General features: G+C 64.8%; 19 protein-coding genes. 7 read left to right on the top strand and 12 right to left on the bottom strand.

Going from position 1 to position 25,449, the window contains the following annotated elements; all coding sequences use genetic code 11:
- The first annotated feature begins 66 nt into the window (after positions 1–66).
- From KA712_15355 to KA712_15345, 3 genes are read left to right on the top strand one after another with little or no spacing between them, the layout of a single operon-like run.
- A complete protein-coding gene (locus KA712_15355; protein MCG5054340.1) occupies positions 67–1,893 on the top strand; it encodes a response regulator in 1,827 nt (608 codons plus the stop codon).
- Positions 1,890–7,655 (top strand): HAMP domain-containing protein, encoded by a 5,766-nt coding sequence (locus KA712_15350; protein ID MCG5054339.1) that lies wholly within the window; start codon positions 1,890–1,892, stop codon positions 7,653–7,655. The genes KA712_15355 and KA712_15350 overlap by 4 nt, the downstream gene beginning before the upstream one ends.
- A complete protein-coding gene (locus KA712_15345; GenBank protein MCG5054338.1) occupies positions 7,640–8,500 on the top strand; it encodes a protein-glutamate O-methyltransferase CheR in 861 nt (286 codons plus the stop codon). The genes KA712_15350 and KA712_15345 overlap by 16 nt, the downstream gene beginning before the upstream one ends.
- Positions 8,501–8,509: 9 nt before the next feature.
- Here KA712_15345 and KA712_15340 read toward each other — a convergent pair whose 3' ends face one another.
- Positions 8,510–9,043, bottom strand: a complete 534-nt coding sequence (locus KA712_15340) for a CBS domain-containing protein (protein ID MCG5054337.1) — start codon at positions 9,041–9,043, stop codon at positions 8,510–8,512.
- Between the two features lie 467 nt (positions 9,044–9,510).
- On the opposite strand from KA712_15340, the gene KA712_15335 reads away from it, so the two are divergent.
- Both KA712_15335 and cimA read left to right on the top strand, forming a co-directional pair.
- Positions 9,511–10,200, top strand: coding sequence for a DsbA family oxidoreductase (locus KA712_15335; GenBank protein MCG5054336.1), 690 nt, complete (start codon positions 9,511–9,513; stop codon positions 10,198–10,200).
- A gap of 199 nt (positions 10,201–10,399) precedes the next feature.
- Positions 10,400–12,040 carry a citramalate synthase gene (gene cimA / locus KA712_15330; GenBank protein MCG5054335.1) on the top strand — a complete coding sequence of 547 codons (1,641 nt, stop codon included), beginning with the start codon at positions 10,400–10,402 and terminating at the stop codon, positions 12,038–12,040.
- Positions 12,041–12,097: 57 nt separating this feature from the next.
- Here cimA and KA712_15325 read toward each other — a convergent pair whose 3' ends face one another.
- On the bottom strand, positions 12,098–12,541 hold the full coding sequence (locus tag KA712_15325) for a hypothetical protein (protein MCG5054334.1): 444 nt from the start codon (positions 12,539–12,541) through the stop codon (positions 12,098–12,100).
- A 46-nt stretch (positions 12,542–12,587) separates the two neighbouring features.
- On the opposite strand from KA712_15325, the gene KA712_15320 reads away from it, so the two are divergent.
- Together KA712_15320 and KA712_15315 are read left to right on the top strand one after the other, a co-directional pair.
- Entirely contained in the window at positions 12,588–13,835 is a 1,248-nt protein-coding gene (locus tag KA712_15320) for an MFS transporter (GenBank protein ID MCG5054333.1), read from the top strand.
- Between the two features lie 36 nt (positions 13,836–13,871).
- A complete protein-coding gene (locus tag KA712_15315) occupies positions 13,872–14,696 on the top strand; it encodes a 3'(2'),5'-bisphosphate nucleotidase CysQ (protein MCG5054332.1) in 825 nt (274 codons plus the stop codon).
- 24 nt (positions 14,697–14,720) lie between these two features.
- Here KA712_15315 and KA712_15310 read toward each other — a convergent pair whose 3' ends face one another.
- The 10 genes from KA712_15310 to KA712_15265 all read right to left on the bottom strand — a co-directional run bounded on the left by KA712_15310 (position 14,721) and on the right by KA712_15265 (position 25,206).
- Positions 14,721–15,623: a response regulator gene (locus KA712_15310; GenBank protein MCG5054331.1), complete on the bottom strand. Its 903-nt coding sequence runs from the start codon at positions 15,621–15,623 to the stop codon at positions 14,721–14,723.
- Positions 15,624–15,642: 19 nt separating this feature from the next.
- Positions 15,643–17,925 (bottom strand): hypothetical protein, encoded by a 2,283-nt coding sequence (locus tag KA712_15305; protein MCG5054330.1) that lies wholly within the window; start codon positions 17,923–17,925, stop codon positions 15,643–15,645.
- A gap of 227 nt (positions 17,926–18,152) precedes the next feature.
- Entirely contained in the window at positions 18,153–18,767 is a 615-nt protein-coding gene (locus tag KA712_15300) for a 3-isopropylmalate dehydratase small subunit (protein MCG5054329.1), read from the bottom strand.
- 16 nt (positions 18,768–18,783) lie between these two features.
- Positions 18,784–20,199 carry a 3-isopropylmalate dehydratase large subunit gene (leuC, locus tag KA712_15295; protein MCG5054328.1) on the bottom strand — a complete coding sequence of 472 codons (1,416 nt, stop codon included), beginning with the start codon at positions 20,197–20,199 and terminating at the stop codon, positions 18,784–18,786.
- A complete protein-coding gene (locus KA712_15290) occupies positions 20,168–20,659 on the bottom strand; it encodes a MarR family transcriptional regulator (protein ID MCG5054327.1) in 492 nt (163 codons plus the stop codon). Before KA712_15290 ends, leuC begins: the two co-directional genes overlap by 32 nt.
- Before the next feature lie 59 nt (positions 20,660–20,718).
- The gene (locus KA712_15285) at positions 20,719–21,075 is read right to left on the bottom strand and encodes a hypothetical protein (protein MCG5054326.1); all 357 of its coding nucleotides are present in this window, start codon (positions 21,073–21,075) and stop codon (positions 20,719–20,721) included.
- A gap of 7 nt (positions 21,076–21,082) precedes the next feature.
- A complete protein-coding gene (locus KA712_15280) occupies positions 21,083–22,477 on the bottom strand; it encodes a TldD/PmbA family protein (protein ID MCG5054325.1) in 1,395 nt (464 codons plus the stop codon).
- Positions 22,474–23,892 carry a metalloprotease TldD gene (gene tldD / locus KA712_15275; protein ID MCG5054324.1) on the bottom strand — a complete coding sequence of 473 codons (1,419 nt, stop codon included), beginning with the start codon at positions 23,890–23,892 and terminating at the stop codon, positions 22,474–22,476. The genes KA712_15280 and tldD overlap by 4 nt, the downstream gene beginning before the upstream one ends.
- Before the next feature lie 139 nt (positions 23,893–24,031).
- Complete coding sequence (locus KA712_15270; GenBank protein MCG5054323.1) at positions 24,032–24,568, bottom strand: DNA-binding protein; 537 nt, start codon at positions 24,566–24,568, stop codon at positions 24,032–24,034.
- 38 nt (positions 24,569–24,606) lie between these two features.
- The gene (locus tag KA712_15265; protein MCG5054322.1) at positions 24,607–25,206 is read right to left on the bottom strand and encodes a MerR family transcriptional regulator; all 600 of its coding nucleotides are present in this window, start codon (positions 25,204–25,206) and stop codon (positions 24,607–24,609) included.
- Positions 25,207–25,449: the final 243 nt, after the last annotated feature.

Genomic DNA, 25,449 nt, shown 5'->3' with positions numbered 1-25,449 from the left:
GACGCCGAAACCGTCACCCGCGAGTCCTTTTCCTGGGTCCCACACCTGTGCAGGTAAGATGCCACCGTGGCCGCGCGGGCCCCCATGAACGGGACGTTCCGTTTCCCATTCGTGACGCTCGTTACGCCGCCGCGACGGCCCCGCGGGGTCACCGGGCCACAGGCGAGGCTTGCAGATGGCCTTTCGTTTGCATCGGGCTCGGGCACCCTCAGGATGTACGCGCCCGAATCCCCTCTCCTCGACGTGACCCGTTCGGCGATCCTGCTCGTCGACGACAATCCAAACAACCTTGCGGCGTTCGAGGCGTCGCTCGACGGGCTGGCGGCTGATTTCGTCCGCGCCACGTCCGGGCAACAAGCGCTTCGCTCCCTCCTGGATCGTGATTTCGCCGTCGTGGTGCTGGACGTGTTGATGCCCGACCTCGATGGCTTCGAAACGGCACGGCTCATCCGCGCACGTTCGCGCACGCACCACGTGCCGATCATTTTCGTCACCGCTTACTCTCGCGATGATCGCCAGGTGCTCGAAGCCTACAACATGGGCGCGGTCGACTTCCTCTTCAAGCCGATCACGCCAGACGTCTTGCGGGCCAAGGTGTCCGTGTTCATCGAGCTGCGCCGGCGGGCCGACGAGATCCGCGTGCAGGCCGAACAGCTCCGTGAGCACCAGCGGCGCGAGCACGAACGCCTCCTCGGAGAAGAAAAGCGTCTCTGGGCCGAAGCGGCAATGCGCAAGCGGCGCGAGGAGCTGGCGCAGGCCGACCAGCGCAAGGACGAATTTCTCGCGATGTTGGGGCACGAATTGCGCAACCCCCTCGCGCCGATCGTGACGGGGCTCGAGCTCATCCGCCCCACCTTGCTCGGCACGGTGGAGAGCCGCTCCGCCGAAGCCCGTGCCTTCGAGACAATGAACCGGCAGGTCCGGCATCTGCGCCGGCTGGTCGACGACCTGTTGGACGTCTCGCGCATCAACTGCGGCAAGATCGAACTTGAACCCGAGACACTCGAGGTGGCGAGCGTGCTTGACCAAGCGATCGCCACGGTCCGCCCGGCGATCACCGAACGTCAACAGGCGTTGATCCTGGAGGTGCCCGCAAGGCCTGTCTACGTCCGGGCCGATGCGGTTCGCCTCACACAGGTGGTGGCCAACCTCCTTCACAATGCCGCCAAGTACACGCGGCCCGCCGGACAGATCCGGGTCACGGCGCGCGCCGAGGACAACCAGGTCACGGTCGTGGTGGAAGACAACGGCTCCGGCATCGACGCGGACCTCCTTCCCTCGGTGTTCGACATTTTCGTGCAAAAGCGCACGAGCGTGCACGGCGGGCTGGGACTCGGCCTCACTCTGGTGCGCCGTTTGGTCGAGCTTCACGGGGGGCAGGTCACGGCCGCGAGCGACGGCGCAGGCAAGGGCAGCACCTTCACGATCACCCTGCCGCGGGTCAGCGAGGAGGGCTGCCACGCCCCTGCCCCCGCCGCACCCGTGCCCCCGCCACCGTCGCGGCCCCGAGGCCACGGCGGGCCCCGCAGGGTGGTCGTGGTGGACGACAACGAGGACATCCGCGAGACCCTGGTCGACCTGCTCACCAGCTGGGGCTACGACGTCCGCGCGGCCTCCGACGGGGACGAAGGCATCGACGTCATCGCCACGTTTCAGCCCGAGATCGCGTTCGTGGACGTCGGCATGCCGCGCGTCGATGGCTACGAAGTGGCCCGCACCATTCGCCGCACGCTTGGCCCTTTCCCCCGCCTCGTCGCGATGACCGGCTTCGGACGCCAGAGCGATCGAGAGGCCGCCCACGCGGCGGGTTTCGACGGGTATCTGGTCAAGCCCATCGACCTCGACGACATCGCCACCTTCCTCCCCTCCGAAGACGAAGTCACGCTTCCATGAGCTCGCAAGCGCCTCCCACCGACGGTACGCCCCCCAAAACCACGAACGGAAGATCGCACGGGAAGGCCGCCCGAACCGCCGGTCGCACGCCCACGCTGGGCGCGGCGCCTTCGTTCCACCGTGCGCTCATCGCCACGCTGCGCGCCCTGCACCGCGGAGACTTCTCCGCCCGGCTTGCCGAGGGGGAGCCTGGTGAGGAGGGCCAGGTGGCGGCCCTGGTCAACGACTTGGCCGCCCAGCTCGAGACACACGGACAGGAACTGCAGACCCTGAGCCGCGAGATCACGGTGGAAGGCCGCACCCACAAGAGGCTCCCACGGCCCTCGGCCCGAGGTGGATGGACCCAGATCGCGAGCGAGACGAATCAAGTGCTCGATGCCCTCACGATGCACCTCAAGGACGTGATGCTCTCGGTCTCGGCCCTCGGACGTGGAGACTTCACTCAGGCGGTCGACCTCGAGGGCCGGGACGGGCCACTCTGCGGTGACTTCCTCCGCCACGCCAAGGTGATCAACGGCCTCTCCGCCCAGATGGTGACGCTCACGGACGAGGTAGCCAGGGCCGCCACCGCCATCGCCACGGAAGGGCGTCTTGGCACACGGATCCAGGTCAAGGGCGCGGCGGGCTCGTGGAAGGAACTCACCGACGGCTTCAACCGCGTGGCCAGCACGCTTTCGGACCAGGTACGCGAGATCGCCGAAGTCACCACGCTCGTGCTGCAAGGGGATCTGTCGAAGACGGTGAGCATCGAAGCCAAGGGCGAAATGCTCGCGCTCAAGAAAACCATCAACACGATGGTCGCGCAGCTCGAGGCCTTTGCCAGCGAGGTCTCCCGCGTGGCCCGCGAGGTGGGGACCGAGGGGATTCTGGGCGGACAGGCACGGGTGCGCGGCGCCTCCGGCGTTTGGCAGGAGCTCACCGACAACGTCAACTCCATGGCCCACAACCTGACGGCCCAGGTCCGCAACATCTCCGACGTCTCGAGCGCGATCGCGCGCGGCGACCTGTCAAAAAAGATCACGGTCGAGGTGCAAGGAGAGCTGCTCGACCTCAAAAACACGATCAACACCACGATGGATCGGCTGGGCTCCTTCGCGGCCGAGGTCACCCGTGTGGCTCGAGAAGTCGGAACCGATGGCGTCCTCGGCGGCCAGGCCGCGGTGAGCGGCGTCTCGGGGGTATGGAGGGAGCTCACTGAAAGCGTCAACGGCATGGCCAACAACCTCACCATGCAGGTGCGCAACATCGCCGAGGTCGTCACCGCAATCGCCGGAGGCGACCTGCGCCACAAGATCACCGTCGAAGCCCGGGGGGAGATCCAAACCCTCAAAAATACCATCAACACCACCGTGGACAAGCTCAACCGGTTCGCCGCTCAGGTGTCCCGCGTGGCACGGCTCGTGGGGACCGAAGGAACCCTGGGCGTGCAGGCAGAGGTCTCCGAGATTTCGGGTGTGTGGCGGGAGATCACGGACAACGTGAACCAGATGGGTCGCAACCTGACGAACCAGGTGCGCGACATCGCGGCCGTGACCACCGCCGTGGCCAACGGCGATCTGACCAAGAAGATCACCGTCGAGGTGCGTGGCGAGTTGCTCGCGCTCAAGAACACGATCAACACGATGGTCGACCAGCTGGGCTCGTTCGCAGATCAAGTCACCCGCCTCGCCACGGAGGTGGGGACCGAGGGCAAGCTCGGCGGGCAGGCCGATGTCCGCGGCGCCGCGGGTACCTGGCGCCATCTCACCGATGCCGTGAACTCGATGGCCAACAACCTCACGCAGCAGGTGCGTAACATCTCCCAGGCCGCCACGGCCATTGCCCAGGGCGACCTCACCCAAAAGATCGAAGTGGAGGCCCGGGGCGAGGTCCTCGAGGTCAAAAAGACCTTCAACTCGATGATCGATCAGCTGGGCTCGTTCGCCTCAGAGGTCAGCCGTGTCGCTAGCGAGGTGGGCGTCGACGGTCGATTGGGCGGGCAAGCCTCGGTGGCAGGCGTTCGCGGCATCTGGAAAGAACTCACCGACAACGTAAACCTGCTCGCCAGCAACCTCACCAACCAGGTGCGCGACATCTCCCAGGTCGCCACCGCCATCGCGCAAGGTGACCTGAGCCGCAAAGTGACCGTGGAGGTCCGTGGGGAAATCCTCGAGCTCAAGAACACGATCAACACGATGGTGGACCAGCTGAGCAGCTTCGCGGACGAGGTCACGCGGGTCGCGAGCGACGTCGGGGTGGAGGGCGTGCTTGGAGGGCAGGCGGCCGTGCGGGGAGTGTCCGGCGTGTGGCGAGAGCTCACCGACAACGTAAACCTGATGGCCAGTAACCTCACGAACCAGGTGCGCGACATCGCCGAGGTCACGACCGCCGTCGCCAATGGCGATCTCACACGCAAGATCACGGTGGAGGTGCGGGGCGAGCTGGCCGAGCTCAAGGGCACGATCAACACCATGGTCGACCAGCTCAACGCCTTCGGAGCCGAGGTCTCCCGCGTGGCACGCGAGGTGGGGACAGACGGCGTGCTCGGGGGCCAGGCAAACGTACCTGGCATCTCAGGAATTTGGAAGGAGCTCACCGACAACGTCAACGTGATGGCGCGCAACCTGACGGCCCAGGTGGGCGGCATCGCCCGCGTGGTCACCGCCGTGGCGCATGGCGACCTCACGCAAAAACTCGTGCTCGAGGCCCAGGGCGAGATCGCTCTGCTCGTCGACACCATCAATGGAATGATCGATACCTTGTCGGTCTTCGCACAACAGGTCACCGGTGTGGCACGAGACGTGGGTGTGGAAGGCAAGCTCGGGGGGCAGGCCGACGTGCCGGGTGCCGCCGGCGTGTGGCGTGACTTGACCAACAACGTCAACGAGCTGGCCGGGAATCTCACCCGACAGGTACGCGCCATCGGCGACGTTGCAACCGCAGTGACCAAGGGCGACCTCACGCAGTCGATCACGGTCGACGCGCGCGGCGAGGTGGCCCAGCTCAAAGACAACATCAACCAGATGATTCGAACGCTGGCCGAGACCACCAACGCCAACCAAGAGCAGGATTGGCTGAAGACGAACCTGGCGCGCTTTACCCGGATGCTGCAAGGTCAACGCGACCTCTCCGCCCTGGCCAATCAGGTTCTCTCCGAGCTGGCGCCGGCGGTGGAGGCCCAGCACGGGGCCTTCTTTCTGGCCCAGCGCGAGGACCAAACGCTGCGCCTCAGACTGTTCGCTGCCTACGCCTACCGGGAGCGCAAAGGACTTTCGAACGTCTTTGCCCTCGGCGAGGGACTGGTGGGACAAGCGGCCCGAGAGCTTCGGCGCATCATGGTCTCCGAGATACCGGACGACTACATAAAGATCACGTCCGCCCTGGGTGACGCGAGCCCTCGTTGTTTGGTCGTTGTGCCAATCGTCTTCGAGGGTGTCATCAAGGGAGCCCTCGAGTTCGCGTCGTTTCACACCTTCACTCCGGTCCAGTTGGCCCTGCTGGACCAGCTGGTCGAGAGCTTGGGGATCGTGGTTGCGGCCGTCGAGGCCACCATGCGCACGGACGATCTTCTCCGTCAATCGCAGAGCATGGCCGAAGAGCTGCAGACCCAGCAGGAAGAGCTACAGCAGACGAACGAGGAGCTCGAGGAAAAGGCCAGTCAGCTCACCGAGCAAAAGTCAGAGGTCGAGCGAAAGAACCGCGAGGTCGAGCTTGCCCGCCAAGAGCTGGAGGAGAAAGCCGAGCAGCTGACCCTCACATCACGCTACAAATCCGAGTTCCTTGCCAACATGTCCCATGAACTGCGCACCCCGCTCAACAGCCTACTCATCCTGTCACGGCAGCTCACCGAGAACCGTGACGCGAACCTGACCGGCAAGCAGATCGAGTTCGCGCGCACGATTCACCAAGCAGGCAGCGATCTGCTCTCTCTCATCAACGAGATCCTCGATCTGGCCAAAGTCGAGTCTGGAACCCTCGAGCTCGAGGTGACCCCGGTCTCGATCGATGATCTGCGCGACTATGTGCTGCGAACCTTCGAGCCCATGGCCGCCGAGAAGCAGCTCGGCTTCGAGGTCGTCCTGGAGCCGAACTTGCCCGAAGGTCTCGACACGGACGACATGCGCCTCAAGCAGATCCTGCGCAACTTGCTATCCAACGCAATCAAGTTCACCGAGAGCGGCCACGTCAAGCTCGAGGTTCAGGCCGTCCCCGCGGGTACGGGCGGGCCAGGGCTCTCTTTCCGCATCATCGACACCGGGATCGGCATCCCCAAGGACAAGCACAAGATTGTATTCGAGGCTTTCCAACAAGCCGACGGTAGCACCAGCCGGCGCTTCGGCGGCACCGGGCTTGGCCTGGCCATCAGCCGTGAAATTGCCGCCCTCATCGGCGGCGCCATCCGCCTCGAAAGCGAGGTGGGAAAGGGCAGCACCTTCACGCTGACGCTGCCGTTGTCCCCCCCCGTGTCCCGCACGTCGCGTCCAGCGCCGGAAGACCCCGCCTTACCGGGGCGCCTTCCGCCCCTCGCTCCCACAGCGCCGTCCGCCGAACCCACGGATGCGCGCTTCCGCCCCGAACCCAACGACGACCGGCGGCATATCGAGCCCGGCGACCGCGTCGTCCTCGTGGTCGAAGACGACGAGCCCTTTGCTAGCCTCGTCATGCACAAGGCGCGAGAGCACGGCTTCAAGGCCATCCTGGCGCGCACGGGTGCACAGGCGTTCGAAATGGCCCGCGAGCTGAAACCCCACGCGATCAGCCTCGATCTGGGCCTGCCGGACGTCGACGGCTGGGTGCTCCTGGACCAGCTCAAGCACACCCCCCAAACGCGCCACATCCCCGTTCACGTCATCAGCGGCGCCGAGGCGCAGAGACGCGGACTCGAACAAGGCGCCCTGGCCGTGCTACAGAAGCCCGTCTCCAGCGAGGAACTGGGCGAGGTCTTCTCCCACATGGAGGCGTTCCTCGAGAAGCAGGTCAAGCAGCTGCTCATCGTCGAAGACGATCCCGAGCAGCGCCAAAGCCTCGTCGAGCTGATCGGGAATGGCGACGTGAAGACCACGGCGGTGGGCACCGCAGGGGAGGCCCTGGACATGCTTGGCACCCACCCCTTCGACTGCGTGGTGATCGACCTGAAGCTGCCCGACATGACGGGCTACGAGCTGGTCAAAGCCATTCGCGACACGCCCAGTCTACGCCGCATCCCGGTGGTGGTGTACACCGGCAAGGAGCTCAGCCGCACGGAGGAGCTCGAGCTACGCCGGGTGGCAGACACCATCATCATCAAAGATGCGAAGTCCCCGGAGCGCCTGCTCGACGAAACAGCGCTCTTTTTGCACCGTGTGGAGGCGTGCCTGCCCGCCCCGAAGCGGGAGATCCTGCGCCGGCTGGCCGAGACGGATCCGGCGCTGGCCGGCAAGCATGTGCTGGTGGTTGACGATGACGCCCGCAACCTGTTCGCGATCACAACACTGCTCGAGCAGCACGACATGAAGGTCTCTTTCGCGGAGAACGGCAGGGAGGCGCTGCAGAAGCTCGAGGAGACCCCGGGCATAGACCTGGTTCTCATGGACATCATGATGCCCGAGATGAACGGCTACGAGGCCACCGCCGAAATCCGAAAGTCCGAGCGTCACGGGCAGCTCCCCATCATCGCCCTCACGGCCAAGGCGATGAGGGGCGATCGCGAAAAGTGCTTACAAGCCGGCGCCTCCGACTACGTCACGAAACCGGTCGACGCCGACCAGCTCGTGTCTTTGCTGAGGGTATGGCTCTATCGCTGAGCAGCCCGGAGCACCTGGTGGGGGGATCACCGAAGCGTGAGCTCGAGATCGAGCTGCTTCTCGAGGGCATCTACCGGCGCTACGGCTACGACTTCAGGAACTACGCCCGCGCGTCCCTCCAACGGCGCATCAAACGTGCGTTGGATCAGGAGGGACTCGGTCGCGTCTCCGCGCTGCTCGACAGGGTGTTGCACGATCCCACCGCGATGGCGAGGTTCGTCGAGACCGTGGCGGTGCACACCACGTCCATGTTTCGTGACCCCGAAGTGTACCTGACCCTTCGCAACCGCGTGGTGTCACACCTGCGCACCTACCCTTTCCTGAGGATCTGGGTCGCAGGCTGTTCGAGCGGCGAGGAGCTCTACTCGATCGCGATTCTCCTCGAGGAGGAGGGTCTCTACGAGCGCTGTCGCATCTATGCGACCGACATCAGCGACGGTGTTCTCGAGAAGGCCCGACGCGGGATCTTCCCCCTCTCTCAGATGCGCGACTACACCGCGGCCTACCAGCTTGCCGGCGGGCGGGAAGACTTCTCGACGTACTACCTGACAGACCACGCGCACGCCATCTTGCGCTCGCATCTTCGCCGCAATGTCGTCTTCTCTCAGCACAATTTGGCGACCGACCAGGTCTTCAACGAGTTTCATTTGGTTCTCTGCAGAAACGTGAACATCTATTTCGACGACACCCTGCAGGGCCGTGTCTTCGACCTGATTCACGAGAGCCTTGCCCGTTTCGGTGTCCTGGTGCTCGGCCGAAGAGAGAGCCTCCGTGGCAACCCGCGCGCACGCGCGTACGAGGAGCTTGGGGCGGGTCTCCGTGTGTTCCGCAAAGAAACCCCGTGAAGGCCCCCGTCAGCCCGAAGAGGAAGCCGCCGCCTGCGAGATGCGAGAGAGGGCGTCTTGAAGCCGCTCGTCCCGCTCTGCCCGCAGCGCGATGTCGCTCAGGGAGACGATTCCCACTAGCCTTCGGGCCCCATCGATGACCGGCACCCGCCGGATCTGGCGTTGGCCCATGATGTCCAGCACGTCGTCGAGCGGCTGGTCCATGGTCACACAAGCGACGTCCGTGGTCATGAGGTCCCGGATCGCGGTCGCTCCGGCATCACCCCGGCTTTCGGGTGCCATCGCTCGCACCACGAGATCACGATCGGTGATGCACCCAATCACCCGACGCTCCCCATCGACCACCGGAATGAGCCCCACGTTCTCCTCCCGCATGAGGCCCGCCACCCCCTTTGGATCCGCATCGCCTTCGACGGCCTGCACGCGCGAGGTCATCACGTCGGATACCTTCCAATCCAGGTCTTCCGCGGCGGCCAGGTGGGGGTTCGGCACCGGAAAGGTGTCGGCCGTTTCACTCATGTAGACGCTTCCGGGTTTGTCCATGTGCCAGCTTTCTTTGCACAGGGGTATCAAGGCGCGTGCCAGCGGCAGCCTCCCGCGCACAGGCCGAGAGGGCGCCGGAGCACAGCGCCCTCGGACCCGGCCGGGCCGTTCCCGTTCCTCGAGCGGAACACCGCTCGAAACGACCGCACCCGGACGGAAACCCTACCGGTGCGGTCGCGACCAGAGCGCCCACGCGCCGTCAGGAGCAGCATTCGTATTTGACGTTGCGGAAGTTCCCGCGCCGATGCGGCGAACCTGACATCGTCCCGCAATGCACAAAAGGTCAGCGAGGGTCCGCCGGCCCCAACGCCTGCAGCAAGCGGCGGGCCGGCATGCTCCGGGCGCAAACCAACGGATTCACTGCCGATCCGGCGAGGTTCCCGCCCAAGCGCTCACGAGTTTTCGTGGAATGCATGCGCCGCTCTCAGTTTTCTGAGACTCTGACCGATTCATGTCATCATACGCCAATGCAGCTCGAGGTTTTCTCCGACGTCGCCTGTCCCTTTTGCTTCATCGGCAAGCGCCGGCTCACGGTGGCGCTGGAAGGTTTTTCCCAGGCGATCGTGGACGTCCGATGGAGGGCGTATCTACTGCAGCCCGGCCTGCCGGCGGAAGGAGTCGACGCGCTGCCGTTCTACCGGGCTAAATTCGGTGGCGAGCGGGCCATGCAGGCCGCCTTCGAGCGCGTCGCCGCCATGGGCCGCCCCCAGGGGATCACCTTCGATTTTGCTGCCATGAAGCGCGCTCCCAATACGCGTCTTGCCCACCGGGCCCTCAAGGTGTGCGAGCGGCTCGGAGCGGGAAGCCAAGCTCTCGAGGCGCTCTTCCGCGCCCACTTCGAGGAGGGCGCCGACGTGGGCCGGCTCGATCACGTGTTGGCCGCGCTCGAACGCCACGGTGTCCCCCTCGACATGCGGCAGCTGCAGGAAGACCTGGCAAGCGGCGCCGGCGCCGCAGACGTCGAGGCCGATTTGGCGCGGGGCGCCGCGCTCGGCGTCTGCGCCGTTCCGCTTTTTCTCCTGCACACCCAGGGCAAGCCCCTGATCGTGGAGGGGGCCCAGCCCGCAGAGCGCTTGCGTCAGTGGCTCGAACGCGGAAGCGCGAGCGCGCCCGAGCGCCCGCACGGCGATTGCGTCTCTGGCGCGCCCGGGGTATAAGTCGAGCTTCGTCATGTGCAGCCCACTCATTCGCATCGGAATCATCATTATCGGCCGGGAGGCCTGCCGGTAGGGTTACACGCATGTCCCAAGAGTCTGCGAAAGCCCCGCCGGTCCCGGTGGGGCTTTTTCGTTTTGCCTTCCGTTCCCTGTCTTCCGTCTTCTTCCTTTTCAATCGTTCACACGAGGACCACGTTCGATGAGCCAATCCAGTTCCGTCCCCCGTGTCGAGATGTACGACACCACGCTGCGAGATGGCGCCCAAAGCGAGGGCGTCAGCTTCTCCCTTGCGGACAAGATCAAGATCACGCAGGCCCTGGACGAGCTCGGCATCGACGTCATCGAGGGGGGATACCCGCTCTCGAACCCCAAAGACGAAGCCTATTTCGAGGCCCTTCGCACGATGTCGCTGGGCAAGGCCCGGGTGGCGGCCTTTGGCATGACCCGCAGGCGAGGCGTCAAGGCGGAAGACGACGAAGGCATGAAGGCCCTGGTCGCCGCGCAAACGCCCATCGTCACCATCGTGGGGAAGACCTGGGATCTGCACGTCGACGAAGTGCTGCGGGTGTCGCGGCAAGAAAACGTCGACATGATCGCGGAGTCCCTGACCTTCTGCGCAGGGGCGGGTCCCGAGGTGTTCTACGATGCCGAGCACTTCTTCGACGGCTTTCGGGCGAATCCCGACTACGCGCTTTCAACCTTGATGGCGGCCAAGCAGGGCGGTGCGACCCGTTTTGTGCTCTGTGACACCAACGGTGGTGCCCTCCCCGAGCAGATCGCGGAGGCGATCTGGGCGGTCAAGGCGGCCCTCGGAAACGATGTTCCTTTGGGGATTCATTGTCACAACGACGGCGGCTTGGCCGTGGCGAACACTCTGGCGGCCGTGCGGCACGGGGCGTTTCAGGTCCAGGGCACGATCAATGGCATCGGTGAGCGCTGCGGAAACGTGGACCTGCTCGCGGTAGCGGCCAACCTGCAGCTCAAGATGGGGGTCGACTGCCTGGGCGGCCGCGAAAGCCTGGCCCGCATGACGGACGTGTCCCGTTTCGTCTACGAGGTGGCCAACCTGTCACCCATCGCCAACCAACCGTTCGTGGGCGCCTCGGCCTTCGCGCACAAGGGGGGCATGCACGTGCATGCGATCGCGCGGCTGGCCCGTAGTTACGAGCACATCGATCCGCAGTCCGTGGGCAATGGGCGCAAGGTGCTCGTGAGCGAGCTCTCCGGCCAGTCCAACATCGCCGCCCTGGTGGGCAAAAAGTTCGGGCTTGCGGACGACAAGGCCCTCTTGAAGCGTGTTCTCGGGCGGGTGCAAGATCTCGAGAACGTCGGCTACGTCTTCGAGTCCGCCGAGGCCTGCTTGGAGCTGCTCGTACGCAGCGAGCTCGGTCAACGCCAGCCCTACTGGGATCATCGCTCGTACCGCTGCGTCGTTCACAAAAAAGCAGGCGAAGCCCCGTCGACCGAGGCGACCGTGAAGATCCGCATTGGCGACGTGCTCGACGAAAACGTGGCCGAGGGAGATGGCCCCATCCACGCGCTCGACTCGGCACTCCGCAAGTCGCTCCGCGTCCACTACCCCGAGGTGGACGAACTGCACTTGCGCGACTACAAGGTCCGTGTGGTCAGTGGGGTCCAGGAGACGGCCGCCAAAGTACGGGTGGTGACCGACTTCGTGGTACTCGATGGTCGCGGACATACGAAGCGCACGTTCTCCACCGTCGGGGTGAGCGAGAACATCGTGGACGCGTCGTGGGAGGCCCTCATCGACGCCTTCGAGTACCACCTCATCGAAGCCGGGGTGACCCCCGTGGCGATGCCTCCGGCCGCGCGCTCGTAAGAGAGTCGTTTGGTTTTCCGGGGACCCACGCGGTCCCCGGACCCGATCGTGGCGAGCTCAGCCCTCGGCGGCGTGCTTGCCCACCATGCGGCTCACGCGCGGGATCGCTGCCTCCACGTGCTTTTTTGCCGAGGGCCGCAGCTTCTCGTAGGTGGTCTTGACCATCTGGTTTTTGGCCTTCCCCGCCCGTCCGTCCGTAATGGCCAGCAGCGCTTCGGCCGCCTGCCCGGCCCGGGCGCTCAGGTACGCCTCGATCGGAGCGTTCGCAGTCTTGGCCTCCTGGAAAAGGGGATCCAAGGCTGACGCAAAATCGCCCAAGAGGTGTTCGATCACTTCGGGGATGAAGCCTGGCTTCACGGCCCGCACCACCTTGTAGGCCGCCTTGATGGGCAGGCCCGCGAGGCCCTTCGAATCAACTTCTTCTTCGATGAGGCGTTCGCAGTCCTTGATGACCAGGGGACGAACGCCCGGACGGGTCAAAATCTCGTTCAGTGATGACATACCGGGGACTCTACCTTGCCGGCGAGGGTCGTGGTAGCCATGGGCCGTGCGCTTTTCCCTGTCTCCTCGGGGCACCCTGCGCGCGCTCTTCGCGCTCAACGTCCTCAACTACTTCGACCGCTTCCTGGCGGCCGCGGTGCTGCCCCTCATTCTCGCGGAGCTGTCGCTTTCGGACACCCAGGGGGGCGCGCTCCAGAGCAGCCTGATGGTGGTGTACACGGTGGTCTGCCCCTTGGCGGGCTGGCTGGCCACCAGCCATAGTCGCTTTCGTCTCGCGGGCTTGGGCGCTTTGGTCTTCAGCCTCGCCACCGCGGGCTCCGGCCTGGCGGCAAGCTACGGCGCGCTGGTGGTGGCGCGGGCCCTCGTGGGATTCGGCGAGGCCACCTACGCCGTGGTCACTCCCACCCTGATCTCCGACTCCTACCCGCCCGAGCGTCGAGGCCGGGCGTTGTCCTTCTTCTACGTCGCCATTCCGGTGGGCACCGCGCTCGGGTACCAGGTCGGCGGCGCCGTGGGTGCCCGCTACGGCTACCGAACGGCATTTTTCCTCGCAGCGGTGCCCGGCCTCGTCCTCGCCGTCGCCTTTTTGCTTTTCCGCGATCCCCCACGCGGGCGTATGGATGCAGGCACCGTCGCGCCCCCCGCCGCTTCCGTGCGCGAGACCCTTCTGACCTTCGTCAGGTTTCGCAGCTTCGTGTTCAACACCGCAGCGCAAACGATCTACACGTTCTCCATGGGCGGCCTGGCCGTTTGGATGCCCACCTTCTACCAGCGGCAGCACGGCCTGACCTTGACCCAAGCCACGATGGGTTTTGGGGTCTGTGTGGTGGCCGCGGGCTTCCTGGGCACGCTCCTTGGAGGTCGCTGGGGTGATGCCTGGTCTCGCCGACACCCCGACGGGCACTTCGCGTTTTCGGGCTTAGCCCTGGTGGCCTCACTGCCCTTCTCCGTAGGAGCCGTCATGGCCAATGCCCCCTGGGTGTATTGGCCATGCCTGTTTGGAACCTTGTTCTTGCTCTTCCTCAACACAGGCCCCCTCAACGCCGCCATGGTCAACGCCCTACCAACTCACCTCCGCGAGAAGGCCTTCGGCGTGAACACCTTCTGCATCCACGCGTTGGGCGATGTGCTTTCACCCGTGCTCATCGGCATCGCCTCCGATCGGATCGGACTGCGCGGACCCGTTCTGGTCACCGCCCTGCTCCTGTCTCTGTCCGGAGTGGTCCTGCTCTGGGGCCGCGGCGCCCTAGGCCGGGACCTGGCGAGCCTGGCCGCCCACCGGCGGCCGATTTGAACGAGCACCGCGGAGGCTGCTAGGGTGTGGGCGTCCATGAACTTCCAACGAGAGCTCGAAACCGCCACGGCCATTGCCAAAGACGCGGCCACTCTGGTCAGCGCCTACGCCGGCCGCACACTTCAGGTCGACCACAAAGACGGCGACGAGCCCGTCACCGAGGCCGATCGGCGCGCCAGCGATCTCATCGTCTCGAAGCTGCGGCAAGCCTTTCCCGACGACGCGGTTTTATCCGAAGAGGTCCCCGACGACGGGAGCCGCTTGCGCAGAAGCCGCGTGTGGATGGTCGACCCCATAGACGGGACCAAAGACTTCATCCGAGGCGACGACGGATACGCCGTCATGATCGGCCTCGCCGTCGACGGGGTGCCCACCGTGGGTGTGGTGGCCCAGCCGGCCACGGGCAAGGTCTACGCCGCCGTCGTCGGAGGCGAGAGTTGGCTGGAGACGCAAGGACGACGCCAGCCGCTGGCCACATCGAAACTCGACGCGCTCCGCGACGTGCGCCTCGTTGCCTCGAAGAGCCACAGGACGCCTGCGATCGACGCCATTCGCGCCCGCCTCGGGATCGCGGACGAGTTCAACATCGGGGGCGTTGGGCTCAAGCTCGGGCTCATCGCCGAGAATGCGCGCGACCTTTACATCTATCCGGGCGCCCGGACAAAGCTATGGGACACGTGCGGACCCCAGGCCATCTTGCGCGCAGCCGGGGGTACGCTCACGGATCTGTTCGGGAATCCCCTTACCTACACGACGGCGGAACTCTGGAACCGCAAGGGCCTCGTGGCCTCGAACGGGCCCCTGCACCCCCTCGTCATCGAAGCGCTCGCCACGGTCATCGCCGACATGACCATCGATTGACAGCCCTCGAGCACCCTCCGCGCTTCAAGAGCCCGCCCGGGCACGCAGGCGTTTGCGGCAGATCACCGAATTGCCGGGAGCCTGATAGGCAATCGCGTCGAAACTCAGCGCCCGCGACATGGCAATCCCGCGTCCGTGGTTGTCGGTGGCCCGCGAAGGCTCCATCACGAGGTACCTTTCCCACGCGAAACCAGGCCCCTCGTCGGTCACGATGAGCTGGACCTCTTCCGCCGTCTTCGTCACGCTGACCACCACGAATTTCTTCGCGTTTTCGGGAGCCTGGGTCCGGCGTAACACTTCCGCCTCCCAAACACCCTCATCGTTGAACCGGGTCTTCTCGTCGTAAGTGATGCCGAGGTTGCCATGTTCGAGCGCGTTCATCAGCATCTCTCGAATGCCCAGCAGCGCACCGCTCGGATCGGGAAAGAGCTGCGCCAACAACTTCGAGACGCTCTGCAGCTCGGCCAAGCTTTGAAAACGCAACGTGCACGAGTCGATTTGCTTGAGAGCCTCCTCGAGCCCCTCCGCACGCTCGGCAATGGCCATCAAGTGCTGGGCATCACGGAGGGCCCGCCTTACCAAAGGCACCAAGACGCTGCGGGCAAAGGGCTTTGTCAGATAGTAGAAAACGCCCGCCTCGATGCCTTCAGCGATCTGTGAGGGCGTGGCCGCGGCCGTCTGCATCACCACGGGGATGTGCCGCATCCGTGGGTGGGCCTTGAGCCGCTCGAACACCTCGAGTCCGTTCAAGCCCGGCATCATGCGATCCAGGAGGATCACGTCGGCCGGCTTGCCCTCTAGAAGGTAGTCCAGCGCCTCGTTCCCCGACTTTGCGGTGACGACCTCGTAGGGCTCGTCCGAGAGAAACTCTTCGATGATGACGAGGTTGGTGGGTTCGTCATCCACCGCAAGGATGGTTTGCTTCACGGTTGTCTCTTCCTGTGGTTCACGGTTGTTTCGCCTGGAATGGCGGTACGCGGGGAAGCTCCACGAAGAAGCTGGCACCCCCGAATTGGTTATTACGAGCCCAGATCTTTCCCCCATGTCCTTCCTGGACGATTTGACGACATATCGAGAGGCCTAGGCCGGTTCCCCCAGCGCCGTTCTTCGTTCGGCTGCTTTGGACGAACTTCTCGAAGATCTCCTCGAGTTCGTCTTCGGGTACGCCCAAGCCCCGATCGCGAACCTCCGTCAACACCCCCCCTTGCGCCGTCGGGGCTACATGAACTTCGATCTGCTGGCCCTGCGGGCTAAACCGGATCGCATTGGCCAGCAGGTTGACGAAAACCTGCGTCAGGCGATCGGCGTCGAACTCCACCGCCGGCAGCTCGCCCTCGCATCGTTCCACGATCAGGACGGCTTTCGGCGAAGCCAGAGGTGCAACCTCCGTCGTCGCTTGGCGCAGAACCTCGAGGAGGTTGCCCGCTCGAAAGCAGAACTCGGCCGCGCCTGTCTCCAACTTGGCGATGTCGAGAAGGTCGTCGATGAGACGAAGCAGACGGTTGCCGCTTGCCTGGATGAGCTCCGCGAACTCCCGCCGCCTTGCCGCCGAAAATCCCTCCCCACGATCGCGCAGGAGCTCTGCCAGCCCCAGCATCGCGTGCATGGGGGAGCGCAGCTCATGACTGACGTTCGCGATGAACTCGCTCTTCATCAGGTTAGCCTTCTCCGCCGCCTCACGCAGACGCATGAGGTAGTTGACGGCTAGCACCTGATTGAATGCATGATTGAGACGAGCCGCGGTCTCGAGCTCCCTGTTCGTCCAGGAAGGCGACGTGCCTTCCACGTCCTTCACATAGGTCAGAAACGAACGACGGGGGCCCACCTCGCCCTTGTCGTCGGACACGATCGCCTCGTCAGGCGAACCGCTCCACCTTTGTTGATAAACCTTCTGCCGCCGGAGCAGCACGATCGCGTTCCTACCCATTTCGTCGAGGCTGATTGCCAGGGCACCACTGGCGGCCTCCCGTAGCTCGAGGAAGCTCGGATCCAGCAAGGAAAGACTACGTGTGGCAAACGAGCGCTTCTCGTCACAAAGAGCGACCAAACGATCCACGAGCATGCCGGAGACCTCGGGTGTCAAGGTCTCCGCAACGAAGAGCTCGCCGGACAACCGGATGACGAGGTCGTCTGCCTGAAATAGACTGAGCAGATCGGCACGTGACTTCGCCACGAACTGACCGATGTGGTCTCCGCTGTTGAGGAGCCTGCGGGAAAGGCTCTTGATCAGCTCGTCGTTGCGGGTCATGACGTCGTGAATATCCCGCACACGCAGGTAGTCGATGCGGCTTCGATAAGCCGCAACGAGCTGCTTACAAATCACGAGCTGCCGGTAACTCAGGTAATGGGGGTGCGATGCGTGCCCACCGAACAGGGCCTCGAGCTCCCCGTCGTGAGCCACTGAGAACGACGCCGTGGCAGTCACGCCCATGTTTCTCACGTACTGCAGATGGGTGTCTGCGACCTTCCGGCACATGGACAGGCGCAGGTCCATGGGCCCTCTCGCAGCGCCCTCCCAGGTCAAAAGGGGCACGGCGGGCGCGTTCACATCGGGTAGAAAACGTGCTTGATTTTCGAGGTAGAGCGCCCGCACCCGCTGCGGTAGATCCGTTTTCGGAAAGTGGTGCGCAAGCAGCGAGGGAAGCTCGCCGTTACGTGACTCCGCCGAGACGAAGCCATGTCCGTCTTCGTCGAACTCGCAGAAGTAGACACGGTCGAAGCCTGTCAAAGCGCGAAGCCGGTCACAGACGTGCGTCGAGAAGGTCTCCGTGGGACCCTCGAAATGAGCCAGCTCGTCGAGCTCTCTGACCAGGTCCGCCCAAAGGCTCGAAAGATCCTGCGCGCCGATCGACGGCGATTCGAGCTCGAGGCACCACCACGCGCCGCTGCGGTAAAGGATGGCGTCGAGCCCCAGGGGAGATCTCCCCGGCGCACGCCACTCCACACGGAACAGGCCCATCAAGGGCCGTTGCAGGTGGCGTCCTTGGGTGGCGTCCTTCACCCGGGTCAGGCTCTCAGGACTGACGAAGTCACCGAGTGGGCGCCCCAGCACGTCCTGCACGGGAACGCCCAAGTGGGTCTCGAGATTCGCAGGAGCACGGCAGATCGCGAGTGAGCCCTCTTCAAGAGCCAACAACACCCCGTGCGACTGAACTTCTTCGACCAGATGGTAGGCCCGGCTCTCGCAGATAGCCGCCGCCGGAGCCGGGAGATCGGCTGGGCGCTTCATCTCGCGGGAGCCTTCGGGGCGAGGACGTCAGGGCACATGAGTCGTTCGCGATCTGCGGGTCGGCCCCTCGAGGGCCAGCTAGACGTTCGGCAGAGCCAGGCGAAATCTTTCGCCAGCCACGGACGTCAACCCCAGACCTACAAGCCCCCACCTATCATGAGGGAGCCAGCACGCAGAACGACGGGCCGCCCCCTGCGACGGCCCGTCCGGCTTCTAGCGCCTTCCGGCTACGCAAAATCGCTGAAGTACGGGAGCTTCGCGGCCGTAGCCTCGATCGCCTTGCCGTTGGCCAGCAACTCCGCCGACGAGTCCCAGCGCCCCTCGATGAACTGCTGTCGCGGTCCCTCGGGCATCTCGAACGGGAAGGTCCGGGTCCCGCAGGTGATGGTCTTGTCGAGCAGGTTCACCGACAAAACCACCGAGGGGTCTGCCTCCACGGCAGCCATCAATGTCTCGATCGTTTCCTCACTCACGGTGGGGCACGGCACGCCGAGGGCGATGCAGTTGCCGTAGAAGATCTCCGCGAAGCTCTCGCCGATGACCACCTTGATCCCCTGACCCCAGCGCATGATCGCCTGCGGAGCGTGCTCGCGCGACGAGCCACAGCCGAAGTTTTTGTTCACGAGCAACACCTGCCCTTCGGCAAAGCGCGGCTCGTCGAACGCATGCGACTTTCCCGCAGCTGCCAGCTGGGCGCGGTCGTCCTCGAAGGCGTGGTCCCCGAGTCCCTCGAAGGTCACCGTGCGCAAAAAGCGCGCTGGGATGATGCGATCGGTGTCGATGTCGTTGCCGCGCAAGGGAATGCCGCGCCCGTTCACTTTTTCTCGCTTTACGTCGTTCATTTTCGATCTCTCCCCGTCATGCGATGGCGAACAAATCCCGGGCGTCGGTGACTTCGCCCTTGATGGCGGCCGCCGCCACCATGGCCGGGCTCATGAGCAAGGTTCGTCCCGTCGGCGAGCCCTGCCGTCCCTTGAAGTTACGGTTCGACGACGAGGCGCAGACCTCCCGCCCCTTCAACTTGTCCGGGTTCATGGCGAGACACATCGAGCATCCTGCCTCGCGAAACTCGAACCCCGCCTCGGTAAAGAGCTTGTCGTAGCCTCGCTTCACCATTTCCGCCTGCACGCTCTGTGAGCCCGGGACGACGAGCGCCCGCACCCCCGGTGCCACCTTGAAGTTTCCCTTTTGCAGCAGGCGAACGACCTCCTCGAAGTCGCTGAGGCGACCGTTCGTGCACGAGCCAATGAACGCCACGTTCACCTTGGTGCCGGCGATCGCCTGCCCCGCCTCGAGCGACATGTATTGGTACGCCTCCCTGACCGTCTCGAGCTCGTCGGACGCAAAGGCCTCGGGCGCCGGCACGGCTTCCTTGACTCCCACCGACTGCGCCGGAGTGATACCCCAGGTCACCATCGGTTCGATCTCGGCGGCATCGAACGTCACGACGTCGTCGTACACCGCATCGGGATCGCTGCGCAGCGAGCTCCAATCGGCCACCGCTTTGTCCCAGGCTTCGCCCTTGGGAGCGAACGGCCGCCCCTTCAAATACGCGTAGGTGGTTTCGTCGGGATTCACATACCCGCAGCGCGCCCCGCCCTCGATCGCCATGTTGCAGACCGTCATCCGCTCGTCCATGGTGAAGCTGTCGAACACGTCGCCGGCGTATTCGTAGGCGTAGCCTACGCCCCCTTTGACGCCCAGCTTGTTGATGAGAAACAGCACCACATCCTTGGCATACACACCCGGACGCAACTTGCCGTTCACTTCGATCCGGCGCACCTTCAGCTTGCCCATGGCCAGGGTCTGCGTGGCCAGCACGTCGCGCACCTGTGAGGTGCCGATGCCAAACGCAATCGCGCCGAAGGCGCCGTGCGTGGACGTGTGAGAATCGCCGCAGCAGATGGTCATGCCCGGCTGAGTGAGCCCTTGCTCGGGTCCCACCACGTGCACGATGCCCTGCTCGTGACGCTCGGGCGCAAAGAACCGGATGCCGTGCTTCGTCACGTTACGCTCGAGATGCACCATCATCTGCTCGGCGAGGGAGTCGGAAAACGGCCGCAGCTGGCTGGTGGTGGGCACGATGTGGTCGACCGTGGCGAAGGTGCGATTCGGATAAAGCACCTTCAGGCCCCGCTCCTCAATCATGCTGAATGCCTGGGGCGAGGTGACCTCGTGGATGAGGTGCAACCCCATGAGCAGCTGGTATTGCCCCGAAGGCAACCGGGCCACCGTGTGCCGTTCAAACACTTTTTCGTACAGCGTCTTTCCCATTTTGTTCCTCGTTCCCAATTCGCTCCGCATAACGTTCCAGGCGATCCGCCAACTGTTGGGAGAATCGCGAAAAGGTTTTCAGCTCGTGGCCGTCGAGGTCGGCCCAAATGTCGGCAATGGCTTTTTGCCGGCTCTTGCGAAGCCGGCTCATGACCTGCACCCCCGTGGGTGTCAACCCGTACGCCCGTTGCCGGGCATCCCCCTTTGCGACCTGCGCCGCGATCAACCCCTTTTCGTGCAACTGCCTCAACGTCTTCGACACCGCAGCGGCCGAACTGTGGCGCCTCCGCGCAAACATGCTGGGCATGAAATGCTCGGTGGCGATCTCCTCGAGAACCCCCCACTGGTGATCCGTCAACCCCACCTCAGCCGCCAGCTGCGCCCGCCGCACCCCGAACGCCTCCGCCAGGCGCTGCAGCCCCGCGATGGCTGCATGAATCTCGTCCCCGTTACTTGCCACGGGTTGATAGTTAACCAGGGTTAATCAAATGCGCAAGCGAAAACGGAAGGGCCCTGGCGCTAGCCCTCGCCAGCGATCTGCAGCTTCCACAGGGCCGCCGCGGCCATCACGCACCCCAGCACGATCAGCCCGAAGCCTGCCGCACCTACTCTGAAGGACCACCGAAAGCCCTCCTCGGCCTGCTCGTCGATCTGATCGTGGTACTTGACCGGCGATACCCACCACCAGCGGGGCACGCTCCCCGTGGCCTTCAAGGCCAGGTAAAGCTTGCCGTGATAGAGCGCCGCCGCGGGCAGCCCGCCCACGAGCCCCAGCACGATGCCACTCGCTCCCAAGAAGAGCAGCGGGTCCGCAGGAACCAACGCGATGAGGGCTCCGATGAGGAGCACCCCGCTCACGATGCCCAGCTCGAGCACGAGCGCTCTACCGCCCCGCCACCGTCATGTGCGAAACACGGAAGGTGGGTACCTGAGTCGAAGAGCGTGTGTCGAGGTCGTCCGCCACCGCATCCACGTTCTTCCACAGGTCGTCGAAGTTCGCCGAGATCGTGACCTCGCTCACCGGCATCGTCCGCTCGCCGTTCTTGACCCAGAAGCCCGAGGCCCCCTGGGAAAAGTCGCCCGTGACGCCACTGAACCCGAACCCCATGAGGTGCGTGACATAAAAGCCCTCGGGCACCCGCTCGATCGTCTCCCGGGGTGTGCCGCCTGGTCGCATGATGAGGTTCGACGTCGAGACGTGCGGCCCGCCACCCACGCCCCGCCCCGCCGAGCCCGTCGACACGCGGTTCAGCTTACGAGCCGCATACGTATCGCAGAGAAAGGTGCGCAGGATCCCGCCGTCGACGAGCACGTTCACGCGGCTAGCAAGGCCCTCGCCATCGAAGGGACGCGAGCCTGGCGCACCGGGAATCAGCGGATCGTCAGCGATGTTGACCAGCGAGGACGCCACCTCGGTGCCTTCGCGATCGGCCAAATACGAGCTGCGCCGCCAGACCGCCCCCCCCGAGGTCACCCCGGCGAGCTTGCCGAGGAGCGACCGGCCCGCTTCCGGGGGGAAAATCACGGGCACCTGACAAGTTGCCACCTTCTGCGCCCCGAGCTGCGCCAGGGTCCGTCGCGCCGCGGTTTCGCCCACCGATTCGGGCGATTCGAGACTCGCCACGAAACGCCCCCCGGTCCACCAACTGCCGTTGCGCTTTTTGCCCCCTTCATCGTCTGCGATGGGCTGCACGACAAGGGACACGTAGCTGCCCCGATATCCCCCCGAAAATCCCGCGGACGAGGCAAACGCGGTGGCCCCCACGACCCGAGACAACGAAGCGCCATCCGAGTTCGTGATCCGCGGATCGAAGGCCCGGGCCGCCGCCTCCCCCCGTGTCGTCCACGCAATCGCGTCTTCGACCGTCAACCGGGGCACCTCGTCGTCCCACAGTGCGAGGTCCGGCACCTGGCGGGCCATCAGCTCGGGCGCAGGGAGGGCTGCAAACACATCCGGCTCGGCAAGCGCCGCCAGTTCGACCGTTTCGCGGGCCAGCCGCTCGAGCCCCGCGTCCGAAAAGTCCGAGGTGTAGGTCACCGCCGGGCGGCCGTCCTTGAGCACCCGCAGCCCCAAGGCACGGCTGCCCGCCTCCTTGATGAGTTCGGGTTCACCCAGGCGTAACCGCACCTCGAGCTCTGCACCGTCCCGCACCAGCACCTCCGCCCCCTCCGCCCCCGCTTTGAGCGCATAGCCAAGCATCTGCTCGGCCGCTCGCTGGCAAGCCTGCGGGTCGGGAAGCCGCCGGGCGCCCTCGTCATTCGCTGCCCGCAAGCTCATGCCTTGGTCCCTCCCACCGTGATCTCCGAGATCTTGATCGTGGGGTTGCCAATGCCCACGGGGACGCTTTGCCCATCTTTGCCGCAGGTCCACGTGCCGCCCGAAAGTTGAAAATCGTTTCCGACCATCACCACCTTGCGGAGCACCTCAGGGCCGTTTCCGATCAAGTTCACGCCCTTGAGAGGGGCTGTAAGTTTGCCGTCCTCGATGAGGTAGCTTTCGGTGAGCGAAAACACAAAGTCTCCGTTCGAGATGTTGACCTGGCCGCCCGAAAAGTTCTTCGCGTACACGCCCCGCTTGACCGACTTCACGATGTCCTCGGGAGACTCCTGCCCCGCCAACATCAGGGTGTTCGTCATGCGCGGCAGCGGCTCGTGGCGAAAGCTCTCCCGCCGCCCATTGCCCGAGGCTTGCGTCCCGAAGTGGCGCGCCGAGATGCGGTCCTGCATGTACCCCACGAGGATACCGTTCTCTATCAAGACGTTTCGGCGTCCAGGGTTTCCCTCGTCGTCCACGTTGATCGAGCCCCGTGCGTTTTGCAGGGTGCCGTCGTCCACCACCGTGCACAAGGAGGAAGCCACCTGCTTTCCCACGTGGTCCGTGTAGTTCGAGGTCTTTTTGCGGTTGAAGTCCGCCTCGAGGCCATGCCCCACCGCTTCGTGCAGCAAAATGCCAGATTCGCCGGGGCCCAGCACCACCTCCATGGGTCCCGCCGGAGCCTCTTCGGCGTTCAGCATGGCGATTGCGAGCCGGGCAGCCTCACGACCGTGCTCTTCAGGACTCTCACCGGCCAGCGAGAACTGCTCCATTCCGCGGCGGCTGGCCCCGGCTGAGCGCCCCGTTTGCCGCTTGCCGTCCGCCTCGGCCACGGCCCCCACCGTAAATCGCACCATGGGCTGAAAGTCGCGGGCCATGCGGCCATCCGAAGTGACCACCAAAACATCCTTGAGGCTCTCGCCGAGGCCCACTTCGACCCGCACGATGCGAGGGTCGTAGGCGCGCGCGGCGCGGTCGGCCCGACGAAGCAACTCGACCTTTTCGGCGCCACTGCGCTCCCAGGGCGCCTCCGCCACACTGTAGAGGTTGCTGGTCGAGAGCGTTTCGAGGGCCGCGGGGGTGGGTGCGCCCCCAGAAGCCGCGATGCGCCCGGCCGTCCGCGCCGCCTCGAGCATGCGGTCTTCAGCGAGCTCTTCCGTGTAGGCATACCCGGTGGCGTCACCCTTGAGGGCACGCACCCCGAGGCCCAGCGTGACCCCCTTGCCCACGCTCTTGACCTGCTCGTCTTCGAAGCCGAAGTGCGCGCCCGCTGCGTACTCGAAGTAAAGGTCAGCGTACGCGGCGCCGCCTTCCAGCGCGGCCGCGAGTAGCCGCTGCGCAAGCTGCGCGTCGATCTGGTCCAAAGGAGAAATCGCCATGAGGGGTATGATGCCTAATCTGCCAGCCAGGTTCGAGGCGGCCGGCGCGCCCAGGTGCGCGAAACGAACGACGCCGCCTCCGCGCAGGGCCATGCCCAAGCTGCGGATAGCGGCGTTACGGGACGGTCACGTGCGAAGGTCAGGGCCGCTCGGGCGGCAGATCCAGCTCGACGTCCTTGTGATGACGCAGCTTCTGGAGCCCGCGCACCTCCACCTGACGAATGCGCTCCCGCGTGAGGTTCATGATGGCCCCCACCTCCTCCAACGTGGTGCCTCCACGGTCGGCCACGTCGAGCGCGCAGGTCTCCGGCATCTCCCAAACCTCGAGGTGGGGGAAGTTGAGCTTGATGGCGCCGCTCTCCGGATTGACATCCAAATAGAGGTGGTGCGCGCAGCTCACGAACGGGCAGGGCCGCGGCATCGTCAAGCACTCTTGCCGCGTGGCCGGCCGCTCCACCTCGTCGGGATAGGGGAGAGTCTCCGACAGAATCTTTTCTTCTTTGGTCAGGTAGCGGCGGGCGATGGTTCGTGAACGAACCCGTCCGTCGTCGTCTGGCCGAACTTTCCTTCGCAAGCGTGCCACCTCCGGTTGCGGAGTGGCATCGTCCGGCTCCGTATAAACCTTGAGCTGCACTCTGGAATCCCCCGTTTTGGCGTTCACCGTGACCTCTCCCATATCGCTGTTCACCTTTTCGAGCGGTAGTCAGGCACCGCTCAAAACAAATCAGTCCCGCCCCCGACAGCAGGGCCAGAGTCCTCCTCCGGCATTGACAATCTCTGCTCGAGGTCCGCGATCCGGCGGACCAGGTCGGCCGCCGCTTTCCGTGCCTCGTGAATCTCTTTTTCGAGCGCCTGCCGGCGGGAGGCCGACAGGTTCGCGTCGCGGGCTTCCCGCTCCATGCCGGCGATGAGCGCACGCAGGCCCATCTCTACGGCGTCGATCTCGTCCTTGAAGCGGACGAACGCCCGCTGGATCTCTTCGATCGTGTGGTTGTCCGCCATCATCTTCTTCACCACGTTCACGCGGCGAACGACGTTCGGCGGATAGATGCCCAAAGAACCCTTGTGTTTGCCCTTGCGCCCGATGCGCGTGGACCGCGGCAACAAACCAAGCTGAACGTACTTGCGCAGCGTGGCCTCCGAGAACCGGACGCCGCGGGACTCGAAAACGTCCACCAGCTGCCGGGACGAAAGCCCGTTCGGCCACGTCCGCTCGATCTCCTGCAATTCGGGCTCGTCGAGAACGGGCGAAACCCGCGCGACGGCGGGTTTCGGCAGCGTTTCCTGGAGCTCGATCTGCAGAGATCGTTTCATTGGGTGAGATTGAATGTACTCCACTGAATAGAATCGACTCAACGGAAAAATAGCGCGATATTTGTTCAGGTGACGCCCTGTGGGATCATGCGCCCGACCGCCCACACGGCCGGGCCCACTCCCGCGGCCCTCTCACCGCAGCGGCGCCCGCGGCCCTCTCACCGACGCAGCGGCGCCCGCGGCCAGCAGGCAGCCGTCGCCCGCGCCGCCGAGGACATGTGGCTCCCCACCACGCCCGCGGTG

This window comes from Myxococcales bacterium (assembly GCA_022184915.1).
Classification (GTDB): domain Bacteria; phylum Myxococcota_A; class Polyangia; order Fen-1088; family Fen-1088; genus JAGTJU01.
The sequence above is the reverse complement of the archived record's forward strand: the minus strand, read 5'-3'. Positions and strand labels throughout refer to the sequence as shown.